Source organism: Mucilaginibacter gotjawali (assembly GCF_002355435.1).
Taxonomy (GTDB): Bacteria; Bacteroidota; Bacteroidia; order Sphingobacteriales; family Sphingobacteriaceae; genus Mucilaginibacter; species Mucilaginibacter gotjawali.
In genome coordinates this window covers 2942708-2963866 of sequence record NZ_AP017313.1, presented here as the reverse complement: position 1 = coordinate 2963866, position 21159 = coordinate 2942708, and the positions used below count along the sequence as shown (strand labels likewise).

General features: G+C 42.1%; 18 protein-coding genes. 13 read left to right on the top strand and 5 right to left on the bottom strand.

The window, feature by feature from the left end; genetic code table 11:
- Positions 1 to 3: 3 nt before the first annotated feature.
- Positions 4 to 354 (bottom strand): dihydroneopterin aldolase, encoded by a 351-nt coding sequence (gene folB, locus MgSA37_RS13130; protein WP_096352499.1) that lies wholly within the window; start codon positions 352 to 354, stop codon positions 4 to 6.
- Positions 355 to 582: 228 nt separating this feature from the next.
- Here folB and MgSA37_RS13125 point away from each other — a divergent pair, with 228 nt between their 5' ends.
- Both MgSA37_RS13125 and MgSA37_RS13120 read left to right on the top strand, forming a co-directional pair.
- Positions 583 to 1764, top strand: coding sequence for an acyl-CoA dehydrogenase family protein (locus MgSA37_RS13125; protein WP_096352498.1), 1182 nt, complete (start codon positions 583 to 585; stop codon positions 1762 to 1764).
- Between the two features lie 70 nt (positions 1765 to 1834).
- Positions 1835 to 3976: a tetratricopeptide repeat-containing sensor histidine kinase gene (locus MgSA37_RS13120; protein ID WP_096352497.1), complete on the top strand. Its 2142-nt coding sequence runs from the start codon at positions 1835 to 1837 to the stop codon at positions 3974 to 3976.
- On the opposite strand, the gene MgSA37_RS13115 is transcribed toward MgSA37_RS13120, so the two are convergent.
- Complete coding sequence (locus tag MgSA37_RS13115) at positions 3933 to 5291, bottom strand: GH1 family beta-glucosidase (RefSeq protein WP_096352496.1); 1359 nt, start codon at positions 5289 to 5291, stop codon at positions 3933 to 3935. The genes MgSA37_RS13120 and MgSA37_RS13115 overlap by 44 nt on opposite strands.
- A 388-nt stretch (positions 5292 to 5679) precedes the next feature.
- Between MgSA37_RS13115 and MgSA37_RS13110 the strand changes: the two genes are divergently transcribed.
- Positions 5680 to 6546, top strand: coding sequence for an MBL fold metallo-hydrolase (locus tag MgSA37_RS13110; RefSeq protein WP_232010856.1), 867 nt, complete (start codon positions 5680 to 5682; stop codon positions 6544 to 6546).
- A 61-nt stretch (positions 6547 to 6607) separates the two neighbouring features.
- Here MgSA37_RS13110 and MgSA37_RS13105 read toward each other — a convergent pair whose 3' ends face one another.
- Positions 6608 to 7858, bottom strand: a complete 1251-nt coding sequence (locus tag MgSA37_RS13105; RefSeq protein WP_096352494.1) for a vanadium-dependent haloperoxidase — start codon at positions 7856 to 7858, stop codon at positions 6608 to 6610.
- 123 nt (positions 7859 to 7981) lie between these two features.
- Here MgSA37_RS13105 and MgSA37_RS13100 point away from each other — a divergent pair, with 123 nt between their 5' ends.
- Positions 7982 to 8515: a hypothetical protein gene (locus MgSA37_RS13100; protein WP_096352492.1), complete on the top strand. Its 534-nt coding sequence runs from the start codon at positions 7982 to 7984 to the stop codon at positions 8513 to 8515.
- Between the two features lie 34 nt (positions 8516 to 8549).
- On the opposite strand, the gene MgSA37_RS13095 is transcribed toward MgSA37_RS13100, so the two are convergent.
- Positions 8550 to 9428: a polyphosphate kinase 2 family protein gene (locus tag MgSA37_RS13095; protein ID WP_096352491.1), complete on the bottom strand. Its 879-nt coding sequence runs from the start codon at positions 9426 to 9428 to the stop codon at positions 8550 to 8552.
- Positions 9429 to 9540: 112 nt separating this feature from the next.
- Here MgSA37_RS13095 and MgSA37_RS13090 point away from each other — a divergent pair, with 112 nt between their 5' ends.
- The 4 genes from MgSA37_RS13090 (at position 9541) to msrB (ending at position 16533) form a co-directional block, all read left to right on the top strand.
- A complete protein-coding gene (locus MgSA37_RS13090; RefSeq protein ID WP_096352489.1) occupies positions 9541 to 11835 on the top strand; it encodes a penicillin-binding protein 1A in 2295 nt (764 codons plus the stop codon).
- Between the two features lie 191 nt (positions 11836 to 12026).
- Complete coding sequence (locus tag MgSA37_RS13085; RefSeq protein ID WP_096352488.1) at positions 12027 to 15218, top strand: DPP IV N-terminal domain-containing protein; 3192 nt, start codon at positions 12027 to 12029, stop codon at positions 15216 to 15218.
- Positions 15219 to 15347: 129 nt separating this feature from the next.
- Positions 15348 to 15944 (top strand): fasciclin domain-containing protein, encoded by a 597-nt coding sequence (locus MgSA37_RS13080; RefSeq protein ID WP_157750557.1) that lies wholly within the window; start codon positions 15348 to 15350, stop codon positions 15942 to 15944.
- Positions 15945 to 16041: 97 nt separating this feature from the next.
- The gene (gene msrB, locus MgSA37_RS13075; protein ID WP_096352484.1) at positions 16042 to 16533 is read left to right on the top strand and encodes a peptide-methionine (R)-S-oxide reductase MsrB; all 492 of its coding nucleotides are present in this window, start codon (positions 16042 to 16044) and stop codon (positions 16531 to 16533) included.
- On the opposite strand, the gene MgSA37_RS13070 is transcribed toward msrB, so the two are convergent.
- Positions 16523 to 16879, bottom strand: a complete 357-nt coding sequence (locus tag MgSA37_RS13070; RefSeq protein ID WP_096352483.1) for a GIY-YIG nuclease family protein — start codon at positions 16877 to 16879, stop codon at positions 16523 to 16525. The genes msrB and MgSA37_RS13070 overlap by 11 nt on opposite strands.
- A gap of 86 nt (positions 16880 to 16965) precedes the next feature.
- Here MgSA37_RS13070 and MgSA37_RS13065 point away from each other — a divergent pair, with 86 nt between their 5' ends.
- The 5 genes from MgSA37_RS13065 (at position 16966) to MgSA37_RS13045 (ending at position 21093) form a co-directional block, all read left to right on the top strand.
- Positions 16966 to 17736 (top strand): LexA family transcriptional regulator, encoded by a 771-nt coding sequence (locus MgSA37_RS13065; RefSeq protein ID WP_096357469.1) that lies wholly within the window; start codon positions 16966 to 16968, stop codon positions 17734 to 17736.
- A 193-nt stretch (positions 17737 to 17929) separates the two neighbouring features.
- Positions 17930 to 18304, top strand: coding sequence for a hypothetical protein (locus MgSA37_RS13060; protein ID WP_096352481.1), 375 nt, complete (start codon positions 17930 to 17932; stop codon positions 18302 to 18304).
- Positions 18305 to 18380: 76 nt separating this feature from the next.
- Entirely contained in the window at positions 18381 to 19505 is a 1125-nt protein-coding gene (locus tag MgSA37_RS13055) for an aminotransferase class I/II-fold pyridoxal phosphate-dependent enzyme (protein ID WP_232010855.1), read from the top strand.
- Complete coding sequence (gene bioD / locus MgSA37_RS13050; RefSeq protein WP_096352480.1) at positions 19498 to 20115, top strand: dethiobiotin synthase; 618 nt, start codon at positions 19498 to 19500, stop codon at positions 20113 to 20115. The genes MgSA37_RS13055 and bioD overlap by 8 nt, the downstream gene beginning before the upstream one ends.
- 84 nt (positions 20116 to 20199) lie before the next feature.
- Entirely contained in the window at positions 20200 to 21093 is an 894-nt protein-coding gene (locus MgSA37_RS13045) for a 3-hydroxyacyl-CoA dehydrogenase family protein (RefSeq protein WP_096352478.1), read from the top strand.
- The last annotated feature ends 66 nt before the right edge of the window (positions 21094 to 21159 follow it).

Sequence of the window (21159 nt, the reverse complement as noted above, 5' to 3'; positions counted from 1 at the left end):
TGATCAAAGAATAATGGTTATAGCTGAATAATCCACTTTACCGCCGAGGGGAGGGTTTAATTTTTTCATAGAAACACGGATGCTGTCAACAAAGGGATAATGATGTTTTATATCATCCGCAATTGACTGTGCAACGGTTTCGATGAGTTTACGCGTATGTTTCATTTGTTCCGCAATCATGTTATAAACCTTCTCATAATCTACCGTATTACTTATTTTGTCAGCTCTTATGTCATTCAATGGCATAAAATTCACTTCAACATCCACAATAAATTTAGTTCCCAGTTTTTGCTCTTCAGCATAAAAACCATGGAACGCAAAAAACTCGGCACCCTGTATGGCAATGGTTATCATGGTTCAAATGTAGTTTTTGATTTCGGAATATCCCTACTTCGGATTTCGGAATTTCGATTTCGAATTTAGTTTATTTTGAACGACTGGTGTCGTCATTAAAAAAACGACATTTAAAATTCCGAAATCGAAATTCCGAAACGGAGCAGCCATCTTGAGCACTAAAAAAACATACAACTGCGAAAAATCCGAAATCAAAAATCCTATCTTTGCGCACCAATTCAATACACTATGTCCAAAAAAGATCTTTTTGAATCGCCCGATTACTACCTGATTGACGAACTTTTAACCGATGAACATAAATTGATACGTGCGTCTGTGAGGGACTGGGTTAAAAAAGAAGTAAGTCCTGTTATTGAAGATTATTCTCAGAGGGCAGCTTTTCCAAAACACCTGATAAAAGGTCTGGGTGAGATCGGTGCGTTCGGTCCAACTATTCCGGTTGAATATGGCGGCGCGGGCCTGGACTATATGTCCTACGGCATTATTATGCAGGAAATTGAACGTGGTGATTCCGGCATTAGGTCGACGGCTTCTGTACAGGGTTCACTGGTAATGTACCCGATATACGCTTATGGTTCAGAGGAGCAAAGGATAAAATACCTGCCCAAACTGGCTACCGGCGAATTAATGGGCTGTTTCGGTTTAACAGAACCAGATCATGGTTCTGATCCGGGAGGTATGGAAACAAATTTTAAAGACAAAGGCGACCATTACCTGCTTAACGGTGCTAAAATGTGGATCTCCAATTCGCCTTTTGCAGATATTGCTGTAGTATGGGCGAAAGATGAGAACGGGAAGATCCGCGGCCTGATCGTTGAACGCGGTATGGAAGGTTTTACCACACCCGAAACACATGGCAAATGGTCATTAAGGGCGTCGGCTACCGGCGAACTGGTTTTTGATAACGTTAAGGTTCCTAAAGAAAACCTGCTGCCCAATGCTTCCGGGCTTAAAGGGCCGCTCGGCTGCCTTAACCAGGCCCGCTACGGTATTGCCTGGGGAGCGCTCGGTGCGGCGATGGATTGTTACGATACCGCTTTAAGATACACCAAAGAACGGAAACAATTTGGCAAACCAATTGCCGGGTTTCAGTTACAGCAAAAGAAACTGGCCGAAATGATCACCGAAATTACCAAAGGGCAGTTGCTTGTTTGGAGGCTTGGCCAGTTAAAAAATGAAAACAGGGCCACTCCGGCTCAAATATCAATGGGAAAACGTAATAGTGTTGACGTTGCTATTCATATCGCGCGTGAAGCCAGGCAGATGCTGGGTGGCATGGGTATAACCGGTGAATATCCTATAATGCGCCATATGATGAATCTTGAATCGGTGATAACCTACGAGGGGACGCATGATATTCATCTCCTTATTACGGGTATGGACATCACCGGCGAAGATGCTTTTAAATAAATTTGCCTGTTAAAACAAATATTATTTTTTTTCGTAAAAGGCTTATTGAACGAAGTTGAAAGACCGTTTTATGCTTAAAATAAATGCCTTCCCTGATTTTTTCAGTCGCCATAATTTTGGCGTACGTGGGATGCTTTTTTTCCTGTTTTTACCTCTTATTTTTTCGTGCCGGAATACAAAAAAAGAAGCATCAGGTTATTCTGACGCTTTTAAGCCTGTGTTTGATAAAGTTACCGCTGAATTTACCACCAACAGGACTGAACAGGGGCTCCGGTACCTTGATTCATGCATGAGCCGGATCTCTTCACCAAACATAGATGATAAGTTCCGCGCTTTAAGTTTTCATTATGTTTATTGGAAGAAAACAAAAGGAGACGCTAAAAAGGCGCTGCTATACGCCGACACTATGCTGATGCTGGCAAATAAAAGCGTTACCCAAAAGCAATACGTATCCAATTATGTTGAAGCCAACATGGCTATCGGCGATGCCTGTTTTTCTATGCAGCAATTCGACAAAGCTTATCATCATTATTTTGAAGGCTTCAGGGTGGGCAAAAACAATCTTGATAACAGGGCGCTGTCAGACTACTCTTATCGCATGGGCATGATCCTGTATAAAATGGGTCATTATAAACTGGCCGCCGGATATTTTAAGGAGAGTTATAAATTGTGTACACCAACGAATGATCCATTCGCCGATTTTTACCGTCAGCAGGAAGTACTGGATAATATTGGCTTAAGTTTTAAGCACAATAACGAACCTGACAGTGCAGATTTGTATTTTGATAAAGCGCTCGATTATATTACTAAAAATACTGACCGGTTTAAGAACAGGATAGGATTGATAGAGGTTGCCAAAGGGGTTATATACGGAAATAAAGCCGAAGTACTGATATTGCAGGGCAGAAATAAAGAAGCTACGGACCTGCTTCGAAAAAGCATTGCTATAAATCTTCAAAAAGGAAATGACAACAGTGATGCCGAGTTGGCTGAAATTAAATTGGCCCAGCTTTATTTCGATCATAATCAGATGGATGAGCTGTTTCCATTGTTAAAGGCTCTTCAGATGCAGTTTGATAGCGTTAAAAATGACGAAGCTAAAGCCGAATGGAACCGGCTGATGAGTAAATACTATCAGCGTAAGAATGATTTCCCCAAATCCCTTGCATACCTGCAAACCTATACAAATCTAAATGATTCAAATACCAGGAAGCTGAATTTGCTGAAAGAAAGCAACGTAAACGAGCAACTTGCCAACTTCGAGAAACAGTACCAGATAGACAATCTTAAAAATAATAATAAGATCCAGGGGGCTTTGCTTTACGCCGCAATCGTTTGTGTATTGATGGCTTTTATGATCATTTTCCTTGTTTTCAGGAATTGGCGGCGGTCGAAACATGATGTGGAAATAGTAAACGATTTAAACAAGCAGGTAAACCTGCAAAAGGCTAACCTTGAAAAAACATTAGAGGACCTTAAAGGCAGCAGCCTTGAAAAAGACCGTATTTTACGCACAGTAGCACATGACCTCCGAAACCCTATAGGAGGTATCGCATCGCTAACGCTGGCGATGGAAGATGATGACTTTACGCCCGAACAAAAGGAGTTGATCAGCCTGATCAAAGAAACTTCAAATAATTCGCTCGAACTGATCAATGAGATACTCGAAGTTACCGATAACGGGACAACAAAGTTTAAAAAAGAATTAGTTGACATAAATTCCCTGCTGTCAAAAAGCGTTGAACTGCTTCGTTTTAAAGCCGCTGAAAAAGAACAGCATATTGAACTGGAATTACTTAAAAACCCGGAAGAGATATTCATAAACCGCGAAAAGATATGGCGGGTAATCAGCAACCTGATTAGCAACGCGATAAAGTTCAGCCGTAAAAACAGTGTCATATACATACGCGCAGGCGACCTCGAAAAGGATGTTGAAATTGCTATCAGGGATCACGGAATTGGCATTCCTGACAAGATGAAGCCTATGATATTTAACATGTTTACCGAAGCCAAACGATCAGGAACAGCCGGCGAAAAATCGTTTGGGCTCGGCCTTTCTATCTGTAAGCAAATTATTGAAAGCCATGGCGGAAAAATATGGTTTGAAAGTAAACCAGGTGAAGGAACAACATTTTTCATCAACCTGCCGAAACCCGCTCCGGGCAAAACTACCCCTTTAAAAACCGAGCATACCAATGTCCTGATGACTTAACTATACGTTGCTGCGTATCAAAGTCCACATAAATCAGTCCAAAACGAGGGTGGTAACCTTCAGCCCATTCAAAATTATCCGTCAAAGTCCAAACAAAATACCCGTCTGCCTTATAGCCATCGCTCTTTGCTTTTAACACCTGTGCCAGGTGGGTTTCCAGGTATTCAATACGTAATACATCATTAATTTTACCGTCAGCAACTACATCAGGAAAGGCGGCGCCATTCTCGGTGATCAGCAATTTTTTTATCCCGGGATAGGCGTTAAATTTTTTTATCATCTGGTAAATAGCCGGCGGGTACACTTCCCATTTCATTTGGGTTAAGGGCACCTTTCTGTTTTCCGCTTTTACCAGCGAAGCGCTTATGTAAGGTGTAAAAACTGAATATTTAACTATCTCCCTTGTATAATTCTGTATCCCTATAAAATCAAAGTCAAAGCTTAACTGTTCCTCATCCCCCGGAAGAAAATATTTCTTTATATTTTTTAAAATCGGAGCATCATCAATAGGGTACCCCAGCCCTAAAACAGGTTCAATAAACAGCCTGTTGATGATCGCGTCCACACGTTTTGCGGCATTAATATCTCTTGCTTTACCGGAATATGGTTCGATAAATGAACAGGAAAATGTTGTCCCGATCTGGGCTGACGGAAGTATGGCACGTAAGGCATTCGCCCCTGCCGCTATACTTAAAACCGTATGGTGAATGGCCGGCAAGAAACTTTTTAAACCTGTGCGCCCCGGAGCGTGAATACCCAAAAAATACCCTGCACCGGTAAATACAGCAGGCTCGTTCATGATCATCCAATATTTAACCCTGTCGCCAAAATGCTCCGCGCATATTTTTACATAGGCGGTAAACCAATCAACGATATCGCGATTCGTCCAGCCGCCCTTTAGCTCCAGTTCATGCGGCAGGTCCCAATGATAAAGTGTCACCCATGGTTCAATACCTTTTTGCAGGCAGTAATCAATAACGCGGTTGTAATAGGCTATTCCCTCCTGGTTAGTAGCTCCGGTACCGTTGGGCAAAATCCTTGTCCATGAAATAGAGAACCTGAAATTGGGAATATTTAATTGTTTGATGAGATCAATATCATTTTCATATTGATTATAGAAGTCGCAGGCTATTTGCGCATGATGGCCATCCAGGATCTTGTCCTTTTTACCCGTAAAAACATCCCAAATGGATTCGCCTTTGCCATGGGCATCATGAGCACCTTCTACCTGGAATGCGGCAGTTGAAACGCCCCAGGCAAAATTATCTCCAAAAAGTTTTTTATTAAAATGCGAATGCCGAATACCAGGTTCCATTAAATTGTGTTAACAGAAGCCCAAATTGTATATTACAATTTTATAAAACAAAATTATTACCAATTAAATTAGTGAATGAATGACGAGCGCATGCTCCTGAGGATCATTCTTTCACGGAAGGCTTTAAAAAGCTTTGTAATGTTCATGATAAATTTCATAACAAACTTATTTATTGTTGATTATAAAAGTAATATACACGTGTGAGCTTATGATGTTAATAATATTATCATATTGTTAAGTGACAATAGAAAACAGGCCCGGTTTGTTTTAATGTGTAATTAGTTTTTATTTTTGGCAGATGAAATATTGTCCCAAAATTGGTCAGTTTTTAATATTTTTTTTTATCCTTAGCTACTCCTTCCGGGTTTTCTCACAAAACTTTAAAATCGTGCCGCTCGGGGTAAAAGGTGGAATTGATGAAAGCAACTTATCAGCCTATATGGTTGGCGCCGGGGGTACTGATAATTATATTTGCCTGGATGCCGGCACACTGCACTATGGTATCGATAAAGCTATCGCCAAAAAAGTATTTTCCATCCCGGCTGAACAGGTGTTGCGGAGATATATTAAAGGATATTTCATTTCTCATGCACACCTTGATCACATTTCGGGCCTCATCATTAACTCTCCGGATGATACCGCTAAAAATATTTATGCGTTGGCCAACTGCATTGAAACGATAAAAACGCATTATTTTAGCTGGGAAAGCTGGGCCAATTTTGCCAATGAAGGCGATAAACCTGCATTGAACAAGTACCACTACCAGGTGCTGAAACCAGATAGCATTACGGCAATTCAAAACACCACAATGACGGTGCAGGCGTTCCCCTTAAGTCATTCCAATTTAACCAGTGCGGCATTTTTGATCAGGAGTAACGACGCTTACCTGTTATACCTTGGCGACACCGGGCCAGATGAGGTGGAGAAAAGCAATAACCTGCAAAGCCTCTGGCAGGCCATCGCTCCGCTGGTTAAAAGTAAAAAGCTCAAGGGAATCATGATCGAAACGTCATTCCCGGATGAACAGCCGGATAAAACCTTGTTTGGGCACCTTACGCCCCGCTGGCTGATGAAAGAGATGGTCGATCTGGCCTCATTAACAGGAAATCAAGCGTTAAACGGATTTAATTTGATTATCACCCATGTAAAACCGCCCCAGGATAATATAGAAAAAATAAAAGTTGAGCTAAAGGCGGAGAACAGCTTTAAAATCAACCTCATATTCCCCGAACAGGGAGCCGCCATCGAATTATAAAAAAAGGGCGCGGAATACCGCGCCCCTTAAAAAAATCAACAAAACTTATTTAATCAATGAACTATTTATTGGCTTTGGGGCCATTTGCCAGCACGTATGCTGCTATTTTAAGCCCCAGTTGTTGGGCGGCATCTATATCAAAACGATAATGAATTCCGCCGTATAATCTACTCAGGTCATTCTCCTGTTCGCCCTCTGTTAGCGACCCGATTACCCGTGAGGGTTCGCCCGCCGTTGTGGTATGCAGTTCGATGGTATTTTTGTCGCCATAAAACTTTTTAAGCACTTCAAAACCTGCCGCCACTGTACCGCAGTGTCCGCATGGATATGATGGGTGCGGCGGGGTTGTTAATAAGGGCAGCCAGGTAGCATAGTTATTGGTAACCAAGCCATCAGCATCCGCATTCAACGCTGTTACGGGCCGCCAGAACAGGTAGTTATATTTAGCGTCGAAAAGTGCGATCCGCGCATCAGCTTCTGCCAGATCGGTCAACAGGAAGACAAGCGCGCTTTCTTCCAATGATGATCCATGTTGTTTGGCGAGGATCCTGGCGGCCTCATTTACTGTTAATTCGGCATCCTGCTTATAAAACTGCGCTATATGGGTTTGATCAACAGTACGTGTTGTGCTTTTCGCTGACCCGATATCGGCCACTTCCGCTAATGCTTTTTTAAAGTCGTCTGTTCCCGGCGCTGGCGGCGCTGCCGGCCTGAACTGATCGCCGCTTGTTAATAAAAACGGCTTTATCTTTCCCCATTGCTGGTTAATACCCGGTAAAAAGCCGGATGGGGTTGGCCGGTACTCCCCTATTCCTGGTTTTGCAGGCCCGGGATAAGTGACGTTTGGTGCCGCCCCATCATTTGCACGCAGGGCTATGATGTCGGCAGCCGCAGCCGCGCCTACTTTTTGGCCCTTATCAACCGGGCCGTCGGTAGCCCCTTGTAAACTTACCGTTAAAACGGAATCGAGCTGGGCTTTTTGCGCGGGGAAATAGTTAACCAGCACATCGTGCGCAGCCTGTGCTGCCGCGGCTACTGCTGATGCGCCGCCGCCTGGCTTTACAAAGTAATGATAAGGTTTGCCGATGCCCTTGATTGAATTTACAGCATCATAAACGGCAATTGCTTCTATTGCTACAGTACGGCTGGCTTCGTTAGTGTTTTGTTTGGCGATTTTCGCCGCTTTTAAACTAACCTGGTTCCATTGAATAACCACATCTCCGGATAAGGTTTTCTTTTTAAGCGCATAAACCGGGTGAATGCCCGATAAAATCAGAGCAGGAATAATTGTGAACAGTGAGGTACGTTTCATGATTTTAATAATTGATCCGTCAAATATAAAAATATATAGTATTATTCCTATCGAAAAAGTAGGATTATATAAATAAGTTATAACGCTGATTTTTATCTATTTTTAAAACACTAATCTAGCTATATGATCGACAGGGGAAGTCTTAAGGAAAAATATGCCACTATGGCTACCGACGATTTGCTTGAAATAACTTCAAACAAGTCGGACTATACAGAACTGGCTGTTTCCGTTGCGCTGGAAGAGCTTAAAAAAAGAAATGTGGCTGAAGCCGAAATTAAGAGCTATGTATCGGTTTTGGCCTATAAACCCGATCAGACAGTAATTAATAATCATTTCGTCGACCTTAATATCTTTCATAAAGTGGGTAATTACACGTTGGTAATACCTATTATTAAACACCGGGCATATTCGGATTTTTGCAGATACACGGGTTTTGCGTTGAAAAAGCGGCAGGCCAATTATTATCTGGTTACGGGGACTACCTTCCTGATTATTGCCATAATACTCGCTGCTAATTATCAGGCATCATTTTTATTAATCTGGGCATCTGGTTTTTCAATCTCTTTTTTATTTGATATTGGCTACAATAAAACCAGGCAGATTGGCCAGATACGGGAAAAAGTTGACGAGGGAAAAGACCCAGAGGCGGTTTTTTGATCACAGTGGCCTAACTTCTGATGTCGGCTCGTATTTATTCTCCCATCAACTTTTTCTTCGCGTCCTCCAGCTTCGCCTTCTCCTCTTTTGGCAAAACCGGGTATTTCAGTTTTAACCCTTTTAAAGTATCCAGGATAATGGTGGATATGGCTATACGGGTAAACCACTTTTTATCAGCGGGCAGCACATACCAGGGGCTGCTTTCGGTTGACGTTTCTTGAATGGCCTTTTCATATGCCTTCATATAATCTTCCCAAAACTCCCGCTCGTAAACGTCAGCTGCAGAGAATTTCCAGTTCTTTTCAGGGTCTTCTATTCGCTGTAAAAAGCGCTGTTTTTGTTCCGCCTTGGATACGTTTAAGAAAAATTTGATGATCACCGTGCCATTTTCGGATAAATGTTTTTCAAATGCACGGATACTTTCATAACGGTGTTTCCAGAACTTTTTATCAACGTCTTTCACATCTTTTATGCCCGGCAGCTTTTCCTGCAATAATAATTCGGGATGCACCTTTGTGATCAGCACATTTTCGTAATGCGAGCGGTTATGTACCCCTATCCGTCCAAATTCAGGCAGGGCCTTATAATGACGCCATAAGAAGTCGTGATCGAGTTCTTCAGTACTGGGCTGTTTAAAACTAAATACTTCGCATCCCTCGGGGTTTAAGCCTGATAATGTATGAGATATAGCGCCATCCTTTCCGGCGGCATCCATCGCCTGGAAAATGATGAGCAGCGCATACCTGTTATCAGCATATAAAGCATCCTGCATGGCGGCCGTTTCTTTGATCATGCTCGCTAAAAGCGCTTCCGTATCTTCTTTTTTATAGTCGCCGGAAAAATCAGTAGGCATATCCTCCAGGGAAAATTTTTCGCCGTCAATTATTTTAAATTTATTAATTATGCTCTTCATAAAACAAATTAGATTCTTGCTAAGTTAGCGTAAAATTAACTTGCCAAAATTACGTTGTTAATATTTGTTGATCAGGCTATGATTTAGGCCCATAATTTTACATCTTTACCGCATGTTCAGGCGTATAAAAAACCGATTTCTAAGATATCTTGTCATCTTTATTTATTTTATCATTATTTTTTTCTGTTCCATTGAATTAAACTTTCTTTGGCTGTTTGGTTACTCGCCTGACATGCAGGACATTAAAAACCCCTCCATGTCCTTGTCTTCCGAAGTTTATTATGCTGATGGTACCCTGATAGGGCGGTATTTTAAAGAAAACCGTTCGCCGGTTGAATATAAAGAGATCTCACCCTACATCATTAATGCCCTGGTATCAACTGAGGATGTTCGGTTTTATAGTCATCACGGGGTTGACTTTTATTCCTTTTTCACCAGTATGCTTTCAACGGCCAAAGGAGATAAACGCGGTGGCAGTACAATTACCCAGCAATTAGCGAAAAACCTTTTCGAAACCCGGAAGCGCAAATCGCAGGGCATTATCAAACATGTGCCTTTGATAAATACCATTGTTTATAAATGCAAGGAATGGCTAACAGCATTTAAAATTGAACACGTTTACAGTAAAGAGGAGATTTTAACACTCTATTTAAATACGGTTCCTTTCGGCAGCAACTCCTTTGGTATAAAAACCGCCACATTGAAATTTTTCAATAAAACGCCTGATCAGCTAACGCCCGCTGAGGCTGCCACGCTTGTAGGGATGTTAAAGGCCACTTCTACTTACAATCCAATCAGCAATCCGAAGCGTTCGCTTGAACGGCGCAATACTGTATTGGCTAAAATGTTAAAATATGGTAAACTGACCAAGGCAGAATATGATGAAAATGTGCAAACACCTATCAACCTTGACCTGAGTTATACAGGCAATGAAGGCCAGGGTGATTCGTACCTGCGGGAAGCGGTGGAGCGGTGGTTAAAAAAATGGTGCCACGATAATGATTATGACCTTTACAACGACGGCCTGAAAATTTACACCACGATAGACCCCAAAATGCAGCAGTATGCCGAAGAAGCTGTGGCCGAAAAAATGAAAATGCTGCAAAAGCGTTTTAATGATCTTTGGGGCAAAAAGAATCCATGGCGTGACCTGGATGGCAAAGAAATAGTTGATTTTGTAAAGAAGGCTGAAGAGCATTTGCCGATCTATGCGCTGCTTCAAAAAAAGTATCATAATGACACGGTGCCAATAAAAAAATATTTTGAAACGCCCAGGAAGATGAAGGTATTTACCTGGAAAGGTGAGCGCGACACAACCTTTTCAAGCGTTGATTCTATTAAATATTATGCCCGCCTGTTAAATACGGGGATGATGACCATTGAGCCGTCAACAGGCAAAATAAAGGACTGGGTTGGGGGCATAAATTTTAAATACTTTAATTATGACCACGTAAACCAGTCAAAACGGCAAGCCGGTTCAACATTTAAACCATTTGCTTATTTAACAGCGCTTGATAACGGTTTTACGCCTTGCGATAAATTTACCGACCAGTTTGTTTCCATAAAATACACCGATGAGGGCAGGCAACAGGTTTGGGAACCCAAAAATGCTTCATTTAAATTTACAGGACAGGAAATGTCTTTACGCTGGGCAATGGGCGCATCTGTAAACTCCATTACGGCACAGTTAACCGAAAAGGTTGGCTGGGATAAAATTGTTGAGTATGCTCATAAAGTTGGCATTGAAAGTCCTTTAAAGTCGGTACCATCGGTATCATTGGGATCAAACGATGTATCGGTGTATGAAATGGTTAGGGCTTACAGTACTTTTTTAAATAAAGGGAAAAAGATAGACCCATTGCTGGTTACAAGAATAACCAACCAGGATGGTGATGTGCTTGCGGAATTTGATTTGAAGAGCGAACAGGTAATAAGCCCGGAAACAGCCTGGTTAATGCTGTACATGTTCAGGGGTGGTATGGAAGAGCCGGGAGGCACATCACAGGCTTTATGGGAATACCCCGGCTTATGGAAAAAAAATAACCAGATTGGCGGAAAAACCGGCACCTCATCCGGTTATGTTGATGGCTGGTATATGGGTGTTACAAAAGACCTGGTTACAGGTATATGGGTAGGCGCCGATGACCGCAGCGTACATTTTAACAGTTCGGAAACCGGCGAAGGTTCGCATACGGCTTTGCCAATATTTGGCGCGTTTATGGAAAAGGTTTATGCCGACCCTAAGTTAGGGTACACCTACGGGCCTTTTCCGAAGCCATGGGTAAAAATCACCAAAGAATATGATTGCCCGTCGCCGCATATTGATACGGATTCCTTAACTAATGACAGCGTGACGATGCCTGTCGATACCAATAAAATTAAGGCCGATACTGCAGGGGGTGGTTGAGTTGTAAGGGTTGTAACAGGTTAGAATAAGTTGCAAGGGTTGGAATTATTGTAAAAGTTGCAAGAATTTTGGAGACTGCAAGAGCTTCAATATATTAGTTATTCTTGACATTACAACTTCTACAAGCCTCTTAACTAACCAAGAAGGCAACGATTAGTAAGTTTAGCGCGTATTCTATTTGATTTTACAATATGAATAAAAATCTCCATCGCTACCAGATAAAGCATTTATTGCTGTTTGTTTTAACCTTTTTATTTTTATTACTAAGCCTGCCATCCAAAGCGCAATACTTCGGGCAAAATAAGGTGCGGTATAAAAACCTCAAATTCAAAGTTTACAAAACACCACATTTCGAGATCTATTATTATTTAAAAAATGATAGTATGATCAAGCGTTTTGCCCAGGAAGGCGAGCTTTGGTATACATTGCACCAACAAATTTTCAGGGATACGTTTAAGAAGCCTAACCCGATCATACTCTATGCCAACCATCCTGATTTCCAGCAAACCACTGCCATTGATGGCGACATAGATATAGGCACCGGCGGTGTTACCGAAGGCCTTAAAAACCGGGTGGTAATGCCGGTTATGGAAACCAACGAAATGACCCGCCATGTGATCGGGCACGAGCTGGTGCATGCGTTTCAATACCATTTGCTGTTAGGGAAAGATTCTGCTTCGTTCGAAAATATCAACAACTTGCCGCTATGGATGATAGAGGGTATGGCTGAATATCTTTCGCTCGGTAAAAAAGATGCTTATACGGCAATGTGGATGCGCGATGCCTACCTTAACCATGATATCCCAACCGTACGCGACCTTACCGTAAGTAATAAGTATTTCCCATACCGGTATGGCGAAGCATTTTGGTCGTTCATAGGCTCAACTTATGGAGATACCGTTATTGTACCATTCTTTAAAAACACGGCACGATTTGGTTTAGGTTATGGCATCAAAAGAACTTTCGGGTATGACGATAAAACACTTTCAAATCTCTGGAAAAATTCGATCGAAACTACTTATAAGCCTTATTTAAAAGATACTTTACAAGTACCTGTAGGACAAAGGGTTATAGATGATAAAAACTCCGGTAAAATGAACCTGGCGCCAGCAATAAGTCCGGATGGAAAATACCTGGCATTTTTATCTGAAAAGAATCTTTTTACGGTGGACCTTTTTTTGGCAGATGCAAAAACCGGGCATATACTGCGAAAGCTTACCAGAAAAATATCCAACACGCATATCGACGAATTTAATTTCATCGAATCAGCCGGAACTTGGTCGCCTGATAGCAAACGCTTTGCATTTAGTGTTTTTAATAAAGGGCGGAACCGGATGCTGGTGGTTGATGTAGCATCGGGAAACACAATTGAAGATGTTTCCATGGGCAAAGCCGCACAGTTCAGCAACCTTTCCTGGTCGCCGGATGGCAGCAGCATTGTATTCCAGGGATTGGCCGAAGGGCAAAGCGATCTGTATTTATATAATTTTAACACCCGGCAGGTGAAGCAGCTCACAAATGATAAATACTCCGATTTCCAGCCGGCCTTTTCAAGGGATGGTAAAAAGATCGTTTTTTCGAGCGACCGGACTACGTACGACCATTCATTAAGCCAGGCGATTACTTTTAATCTTGCTGAATTGGACCTGGCAACCGGGAAAATTACCGATATAAACGTTTTTAACGGGGCCAATAACTTAAACCCGCAGTATTCTTCGGACGGAAGCCGGATTTATTTCCTGTCAAACCGCGACGGGTTTCGCAACATGTACCGGTATACACCTGCTACGGCAAAAGTTGAACAAATGACAGACCTGTTTACAGGCATTTGCGGGATTACAGAATATTCGCCGGCATTGAGCATTTCAGTCAATAACGATATTGTTTATTCCTATTACAGGGCTCAAAAGTACTCGGTTTATAATGCAAAGGAAACGGATTTTACCGCGAAAGCTGTTGACGCCCGGGAGTTAAATTCAACCATGGCCATGCTGCCCCCTACCCGTGCTGTGGGTGTCGACCTGGTCAACTCAAACCTGAATAATTACCTGGCGTATCCAAAAATTCCCGTCGACTCAATTAAAAATATCCCCTATAAACCACAGTTTAAAATGGACTACCTCGCCAGCACGGGTGTTGGCGCATCTGTAAGCCAGTACGGCACCGGTTTATCAAGTGGTATACAAGGCGTTTTTAGTGATATTTTGGGAAGAAACCAAATCTACGCAGGTGTTGCCGTAAATGGTGAGGTATATGATATTGGCGGGCAATTTACCTATGTTAATCAAACGGGTCGGTGGAATTTTGGTGCAAGCGTATCGCATATCCCGTTTCAGACTGCAAATTATAGCGTGGTACCTACAAACTACCAGGTAAATGCTACCACTACGATTCCCGCAAATGAAGAAAGATTCGACCTGATCCGTATTTTCGAGGACCAGATTTCCTTATTTACCTCCTACCCGATCACCAAAAAAACGCGCATTGAATTTGGAACGGGTGCTGCCGCCTATTACTACCGCGTTGACAGGTATAGTACTTTCTATGATACTTCGGGCGCCGTACTGAGTAATACCCATACGCATATATCAAATTCAACCTATAATGCCGAGACCACTAATAACGGAATACAGCTGATCCCTTTTACCACCTACAACGTAAATACGGCCCTGGTGGGCGACAATTCATACTTCGGGGTGGCATCTCCGTTAAAAGGGTATCGTTACAGGCTGCAGGCCGAGTATGATTTTGGTACCTACCAGTATTTTGCGCCAACGATCGACCTGAGAGAATATGTGCGGGTAGCGCCGGTTACCTTTGCTGCCAGGCTTTACGGTTACGGTCGATTTGGCAATACGGGCAACCTGTACCAGATGTACGTCGGCTATCCATTCCTCATCCGCGGGTACGAAGCGCAAACATTTTACAGCACATCCAGTAAAACACCAACAAACGGGTTCACTATCGACCAATTGTCGGGTAACCGTATCGCCGTCGCTAACTTTGAGGTCCGGATGCCTTTAACCGGGCCGGAAAGGCTTTCACAATTTAAATCAAAATTCCTGTTTACCGAGCTCAACCTGTTTTTCGATGCTGGTTTAGCCTGGAACGCGGGCAACCAGGTTAAGTTTCAGATGGGGCCTGACCAAATTGGCACCACACCCGAATTAGATGCCAGTGGCCAAGAGATCCTGGTAAACGGCAAGCCGGTGCTGCTGCCGGTATATAATGCAAATCAGCGCGTGCCAGCCTTAAGTGCGGGCATTTCACTTAGGGTAAATGTTTTTGGCGCATTTGTTTTGGAACCCTATTTTGCCTATCCGTTTAACCGTACAGATATCAGCAGACCTGTATTTGGATTAGGATTTACGCCCGGCTGGTAGGTATTTAAGCGGACGATTATTAGGTTAGCATTAATTGTTACAAAAATTTGACTTCAAATAAACCATTAGCCTTTTTTTTTGTCATTAGTGTTAAATGATTAATAGTAGTTTTGCCGGATGAAAAAATGGATGGGAGTTATCATACTGGGTTTGCATTGTGCTTTCGTGTTTTCTCAAACCACAATAATTACAAACCCGGTAAATGATACAGTGAAATCGAAATGGGGCAAGGTAAAAATTGTTGACGGGACTAAAATGACCTCATCTAATGACATCATTGAAAATATAACACAATCGCAGGAGTACACTACTTTAGTCACGGTAATTGAAGACGCCGGGTTAACCCAAACATTTAAAAGCAAAGGGCCGATAACTGTTTTTGCACCCACTAACAAGGCATTTGAAAAATTGCCTGCCGGGCAATTGGATACACTTATAAAACCGAATCATAAATATGATTTGAGTTACCTGATTACCTATCATGCAATTGCCGGACGGGTAACTGCCCATGATATTGAGAAGAAAATCAATACAAATAACGGGGAGGCTACTTTCACTACATTGGCAGGCACTAAGCTAACCGCAAAAATTGACGAAAACCGCAATATTGTTTTGATTGATGAAAATGGCGGCCAGAGCATCATCAGTAAGTTTGATATCCAGCAAAGCAATGGAATATTGCATATTGTAACCTCAGTGCTGGTTCCCAAACCAAAAGCAATATAAATCAGACCCGGAGCTGACAAACCTATTGTTAATTTTTTTCGTAATTATTTTTGTAAGGAAATAAAACCCCTATCGTCTAATTTAAAAAGATTAAATAATGAAGAAATCAATTTTAGCACTGCTGCTGGTGAGTATGATCGCGGCATTGGGTTGCCAGCCCAGTAGTGGCCAGCAGTTAAAAAAATTCGACCCGAAACGTAAAATGAGCAAAGCTCCTGCTGAATGGAAAAAAACGCTCACATCTAACCAGTATTACATTATGGTTGAAAGCGGCACGGAACCACCCTATCAGAATGCTTATTTTAACAACCATGAAAAAGGCGTTTATGTAAGCGCGGCAACCGGCGAAGTATTATTTTCGTCGGATGATAAATATGACAGCGGTACGGGTTGGCCAAGTTTTGTAAAACCTGTAGATCCTAAAAAAATAGAGATCGTTACGGACAATAGCGACGGCATGGTGCGCGATGAAGTAATTGAGCGCAGTACGGGCCTGCACCTCGGCCATGTTTTTGATGACGGACCGCAAGATCGCGGTGGCAAAAGATATTGCATGAACTCGGGCGCTTTAAAGTTTATTAAAAAGTAAGCGCTCTGCGGCTTGAACCTATCGACGGGCGGAGCTGGGGGCGTACTCTAACTCCGCTTTCGTAATTTAATCCAATGGTCAGATCCACCCAGTCGGGGTTTACAGGTCTGATCATTTTTTCTTTTTGGGGCCTGGTAAAAGTGCTTACTGTTTTAAATCGCTCCATTGCCTGTTCTTCTGTATTTATCTCTTCAAAATAAACCAAACGGTTAAGCTGATTGGCATTATCAAAAAACAAAGTAGGCATCTGGCGGTAAAATTCCAGGGTTTTCAACAGGTCTGAACATAGGCCTACGTGTAAGTTATTGCGGTTTCTGTCGGTGATGATATAGATGAAGCGTTTCATATTGATAAATAAATTTTGCTGATTTAAAAATAATTACTAATTTTATGAGCATAAAAATACTAATTATTTTAGCAATTCCAAATTTTATGTCAAAAATTCCTTCAAATATTAAATTTCTTCGAAAAAAGAAAGGGCTTACACAGCAGCAGTTTGCTGACGCAGTAGGCATAAAAAGGTCGCTTGTAGGCGCATATGAAGAAGAACGGGCCGATCCGAAATACGATCTGCTAAAAAAAATAGCATTATTTTTTGACGTGTCGATTGATGACTTTATTAACGAAACCATTAACGAAAAGTGGGCCCCTAAGCCCAAAGGTAACCCTGCCAACCTGCGCGTATTAAGCATTTCTGTTGATAAGGATGATAATGAAAACATCGAACTGGTACCTTTAAAAGCCAGTGCAGGTTACCTGAATGGCTATGCTGATCCTGAATATGTGGCCGAACTGCCAAAATTCTACCTGCCTATGTTTAAACAAGGCACGCACAGGGCTTTTGAAATAAAGGGTGATTCGATGCTGCCACTGGTTTCCGGAACCATCATTATCGGCGAATATGTGGAAAACTGGGCAGATGTAAAACCTGCGGAAACATATGTGGTCATTTCTAAAAATGATGGTATAGTATACAAACGTATCGGCAATAAATTTAAAGAAAACAAACCACTGAAATTGATATCCGACAACCCGGTATATGAGCCCTACGAAATAACCGGCGAGGATGTGTTGGAGATCTGGAAGGCTAAAGCTTATATATCAACCCATTTCCCGTTACCTGCACCGGAGCCGACATTGGAAAGCCTTACCAGCATGATGGCCCAGATGCAGCGCTCTATTTCGAATTTGCAGTCTAATTAGTTGATTGGTTGATTAGGTTGATTAAGTGAATGGTTTGTTATATGGCTGTAAGGAGGTTGGCCCCCGGTAACTCAATCAACTACTTACTTAATCAACCAATCAACTAATTCCCGCAAGGCAACAATTAAGTTACATCCTTTTTTTTAAACTAATACGACTTACCTTTATCTAAAACATTAAAAACTGAAAAGCGATGAGAAAATTTTTGTTGATGTGCTGTATCCTGCTTGGAATTACAGCGGTAAGCCGTGCACAAGGTGGCGGCCAAAGGATGACCCCGGAAGACAGGGCTAAAAACCTGCAAACCCAACTAAAACTAACTGACGATCAGACTGCCAAGGTTTTGGCTATATATAAAACCCAGGCAACCAAAAGGGATAGCATCAGAACTGCTTCAAATGGCGACAGAGATGCCATGCGGGCCGCAATGATGCCTTTAATGCAGGCATCAAATGCCCAGATCAAAGCATTATTAACCCCTGAGCAGGCTGCAGCTTATCAAAAAATGCAGGAAGAAAACCGCGCCCGTATGCAACAAGGCGGCGGTGGGGGCGGCGGCGGTAATTAACCCCCGTTCTCCAATTAAATTTTCAAGAAAGCGCCCCGATACGGGGCGCTTTCTTAATTTTACCAAAAATTTTATTTTGACGCCTTCGGAATTATTTATAAAAAAGAAACTGGATGAAAGGCGCATGGCCGGTAATTTCCGTTTTTTAAGATCAACAAATACCCTGGTCGATTTTTGCTCAAATGATTACCTTGGGTTTGCGCGTTCTTTAGCTTTAAAAAACAGCACTGAAGCAGAAATGAAAAATATTGAATCAGTTTCAAATGGTTCAACAGGTTCACGCCTGCTTTCGGGAAATTCAGATTATGCATTACGATTGGAAGAAAATATTGCGAGCCTGCACCAAACCGAAGCCAGCTTATTGTTTAATTCGGGTTATGATGCCAACCTGGGCTTGTTTTCGTCGCTGCCGCAGCGCGGGGATACGATAATTACAGATGAACTGATACACGCATCCATCATAGATGGCGCAAGGTTAAGTTATGCCAATCGCTATACTTTTAAGCATAACGACCTGCAGGCCCTGGAAGATAAACTGCGACAGGCAAAGGGAAACTGCTATGTGGCTATTGAGAGTGTTTACTCCATGGATGGCGACACCCCGCCTATTGCTGAAATATTGAACCTGGCAGATAAATATAACGCGCATTTAATTGTAGATGAAGCCCATGCCGTTGGTTTGTACGGATTGGGACTGGTGGACGAATCTCTGACTGACCGGGTATTTGCCAGGGTCGTTACTTTCGGGAAAGCGCTCGGGTGCCATGGGGCCGTTATCATTGGAAGTACACTACTGAAGGAATACCTGATAAACTTTGCCCGCTCGTTTATTTATACTACGGCTGCTCCTCTTCATCAATTGGCATCGGTAAAAATGGCCTACCGGCTTTTAGCGGATTCATCCGGCCAGGCTGAAATACTTCGGCAAAATATTTTACACTTTAAACAAAACATTAAGCATAATACCCCCTATCCCCTCATCAAAAGCGACAGCGCAATTCAATGTATCGTGTTAAAAAGTAATGAAAAAGCAAAATTATTGGCAGAACGCCTCCAAAACAATGGGTTGGATGTAAGGGCAATACTTAGCCCTACAGTACCGGGGGGAAGTGAGCGGATCAGGATCTGTTTGCATTCGTTTAATACTAAAAATGAAATAACTTTGCTCACAGATATTATTAACTATTTTATAAATGAATAACAGGCCAATATTTGTTACGGGGATAGGAACAGGAATTGGTAAAACTATTGTTTCGGCTGCCCTGGTGGAAAAACTGAAGGCCGACTACTGGAAGCCGGTTCAATCAGGCGACCTCGAAAACAGCGATACCATCACCGTAAAAAATCTGATTTCAAATTCAAAGACCGTTTTTTTTGAGGAAGCGTACCGGTTAACCCAGCCGTTTTCTCCGCATAAATCTGCCGCTATTGATGGGATAAGCATAAAACCTGAAAATATAGGATTACCGGCAACAAGTAATACTCTTGTTATTGAAGGAGCCGGCGGTTTAATGGTGCCCCTGAACACCGACTTTTTAATGATCGACCTGATAAGGCAATTAGGCGCTGCCGTTATTTTGGTATCGCAAAATTATTTGGGGAGTATTAATCATACTTTATTATCGGCTTATGCCTTAAAAAAGGAAAATATCCCGGTACGGGGAATCATTTTTAACGGTGTTAAAGATATTTATTCAAAGGATTTTATCCTTGAAAATACCGGGTTTGAGTTACTGGGCCATATTCCCGCTTATGACATTTTAGACAAAAAAGCAATTATTGATGCCGGCCTTTTTATTAATGGTTTATAGTGATTAGACCGAAAGTCCGAAAGAAGCTGCAATTGATGTTTCCGGATAAAATCTTTGGGATTTAAAAAAAGAACTTATAATTAAATGAAACATATAACAGTAATAGGTTCCGGCACCATGGGTAACGGGATTGCGCATACCTTTGCAATGCATGGCTTTGAAGTGGCATTATTTGATATCAGTAAAGAAGCACTTGACCGCGCAATAATCACCATAACCGCCAACCTTGACAGGCAGCTAAAAAAAGGCGCCATTGACGAACAACTTAAAGCAGCAACCCTTAACAGGATAGCCGTTTTTACTGAACTTGAAACTGCAGTATCCAATGCAGACCTTGTTGTGGAAGCCGCAACTGAAAACAAGGAGATCAAATTAAATTTATTTAAACAACTGAGTAACCTTTGCAGGGAGGGGGTGATCCTGGCTTCAAATACCTCCTCCATATCCATTACGGAAATTGCCGCGGTAACCAAAAAACCAGGTAATGTAATTGGCATGCATTTTATGAACCCTGTGCCGTTGATGAAACTCGTTGAAGTGATCAGGGGTTTTGCCACTACCGATGAAGTCACCAACAAGATAATGGATTTGGCCAAACAACTGGATAAAGTACCCGTGGAGGTTAATGACTACCCGGGCTTTGTAGCCAACAGGATATTAATGCCGATGATCAACGAAGCCATTTGTACCTTATATGAAGGAGTGGCAGGCGTTGAAGAAATTGATACCGTGATGAAACTAGGCATGGCGCACCCTATGGGTCCGTTGCAACTGGCTGATTTTATAGGCCTTGATGTGTGCCTTGCCATACTAAACGTACTATACAATGGTTTTGGCAATCAGAAATATGCGCCGTGTCCATTATTGGTTAACATGGTTAATGCCGGGCACAAAGGTGTAAAATCGGGTGCCGGTTTTTATAAATATGTAAGCGGCAATAAAGAGCTGGTAGTGGCGGATAAATTTATAGTACGTTAAAGTTTAAAATATTTTTTAAACTTTTGATTTGATTACTTGTCTTATAATTATTGATATATTTAAATA

What these genes read in the sequence shown, in the direction of transcription:
- folB (WP_096352499.1), bottom strand. Translation starts at nt 354, where the DNA reads ATGATAACCATTGCCATACAGGGTGCCGAGTTTTTTGCGTTCCATGGT.
- MgSA37_RS13125 (WP_096352498.1), top strand. Translation starts at nt 583, where the DNA reads ATGTCCAAAAAAGATCTTTTTGAATCGCCCGATTACTACCTGATTGAC.
- MgSA37_RS13120 (WP_096352497.1), top strand. Translation starts at nt 1,835, where the DNA reads ATGCTTAAAATAAATGCCTTCCCTGATTTTTTCAGTCGCCATAATTTT.
- MgSA37_RS13115 (WP_096352496.1), bottom strand. Translation starts at nt 5,291, where the DNA reads ATGGAACCTGGTATTCGGCATTCGCATTTTAATAAAAAACTTTTTGGA.
- MgSA37_RS13105 (WP_096352494.1), bottom strand. Translation starts at nt 7,858, where the DNA reads ATGAAACGTACCTCACTGTTCACAATTATTCCTGCTCTGATTTTATCG.
- MgSA37_RS13100 (WP_096352492.1), top strand. Translation starts at nt 7,982, where the DNA reads ATGATCGACAGGGGAAGTCTTAAGGAAAAATATGCCACTATGGCTACC.
- MgSA37_RS13095 (WP_096352491.1), bottom strand. Translation starts at nt 9,428, where the DNA reads ATGAAGAGCATAATTAATAAATTTAAAATAATTGACGGCGAAAAATTT.
- MgSA37_RS13090 (WP_096352489.1), top strand. Translation starts at nt 9,541, where the DNA reads ATGTTCAGGCGTATAAAAAACCGATTTCTAAGATATCTTGTCATCTTT.
- MgSA37_RS13085 (WP_096352488.1), top strand. Translation starts at nt 12,027, where the DNA reads ATGAATAAAAATCTCCATCGCTACCAGATAAAGCATTTATTGCTGTTT.
- MgSA37_RS13080 (WP_157750557.1), top strand. Translation starts at nt 15,348, where the DNA reads ATGGGAGTTATCATACTGGGTTTGCATTGTGCTTTCGTGTTTTCTCAA.
- msrB (WP_096352484.1), top strand. Translation starts at nt 16,042, where the DNA reads ATGAAGAAATCAATTTTAGCACTGCTGCTGGTGAGTATGATCGCGGCA.
- MgSA37_RS13070 (WP_096352483.1), bottom strand. Translation starts at nt 16,879, where the DNA reads ATGAAACGCTTCATCTATATCATCACCGACAGAAACCGCAATAACTTA.
- MgSA37_RS13065 (WP_096357469.1), top strand. Translation starts at nt 16,966, where the DNA reads ATGTCAAAAATTCCTTCAAATATTAAATTTCTTCGAAAAAAGAAAGGG.
- MgSA37_RS13060 (WP_096352481.1), top strand. Translation starts at nt 17,930, where the DNA reads ATGAGAAAATTTTTGTTGATGTGCTGTATCCTGCTTGGAATTACAGCG.
- bioD (WP_096352480.1), top strand. Translation starts at nt 19,498, where the DNA reads ATGAATAACAGGCCAATATTTGTTACGGGGATAGGAACAGGAATTGGT.
- MgSA37_RS13045 (WP_096352478.1), top strand. Translation starts at nt 20,200, where the DNA reads ATGAAACATATAACAGTAATAGGTTCCGGCACCATGGGTAACGGGATT.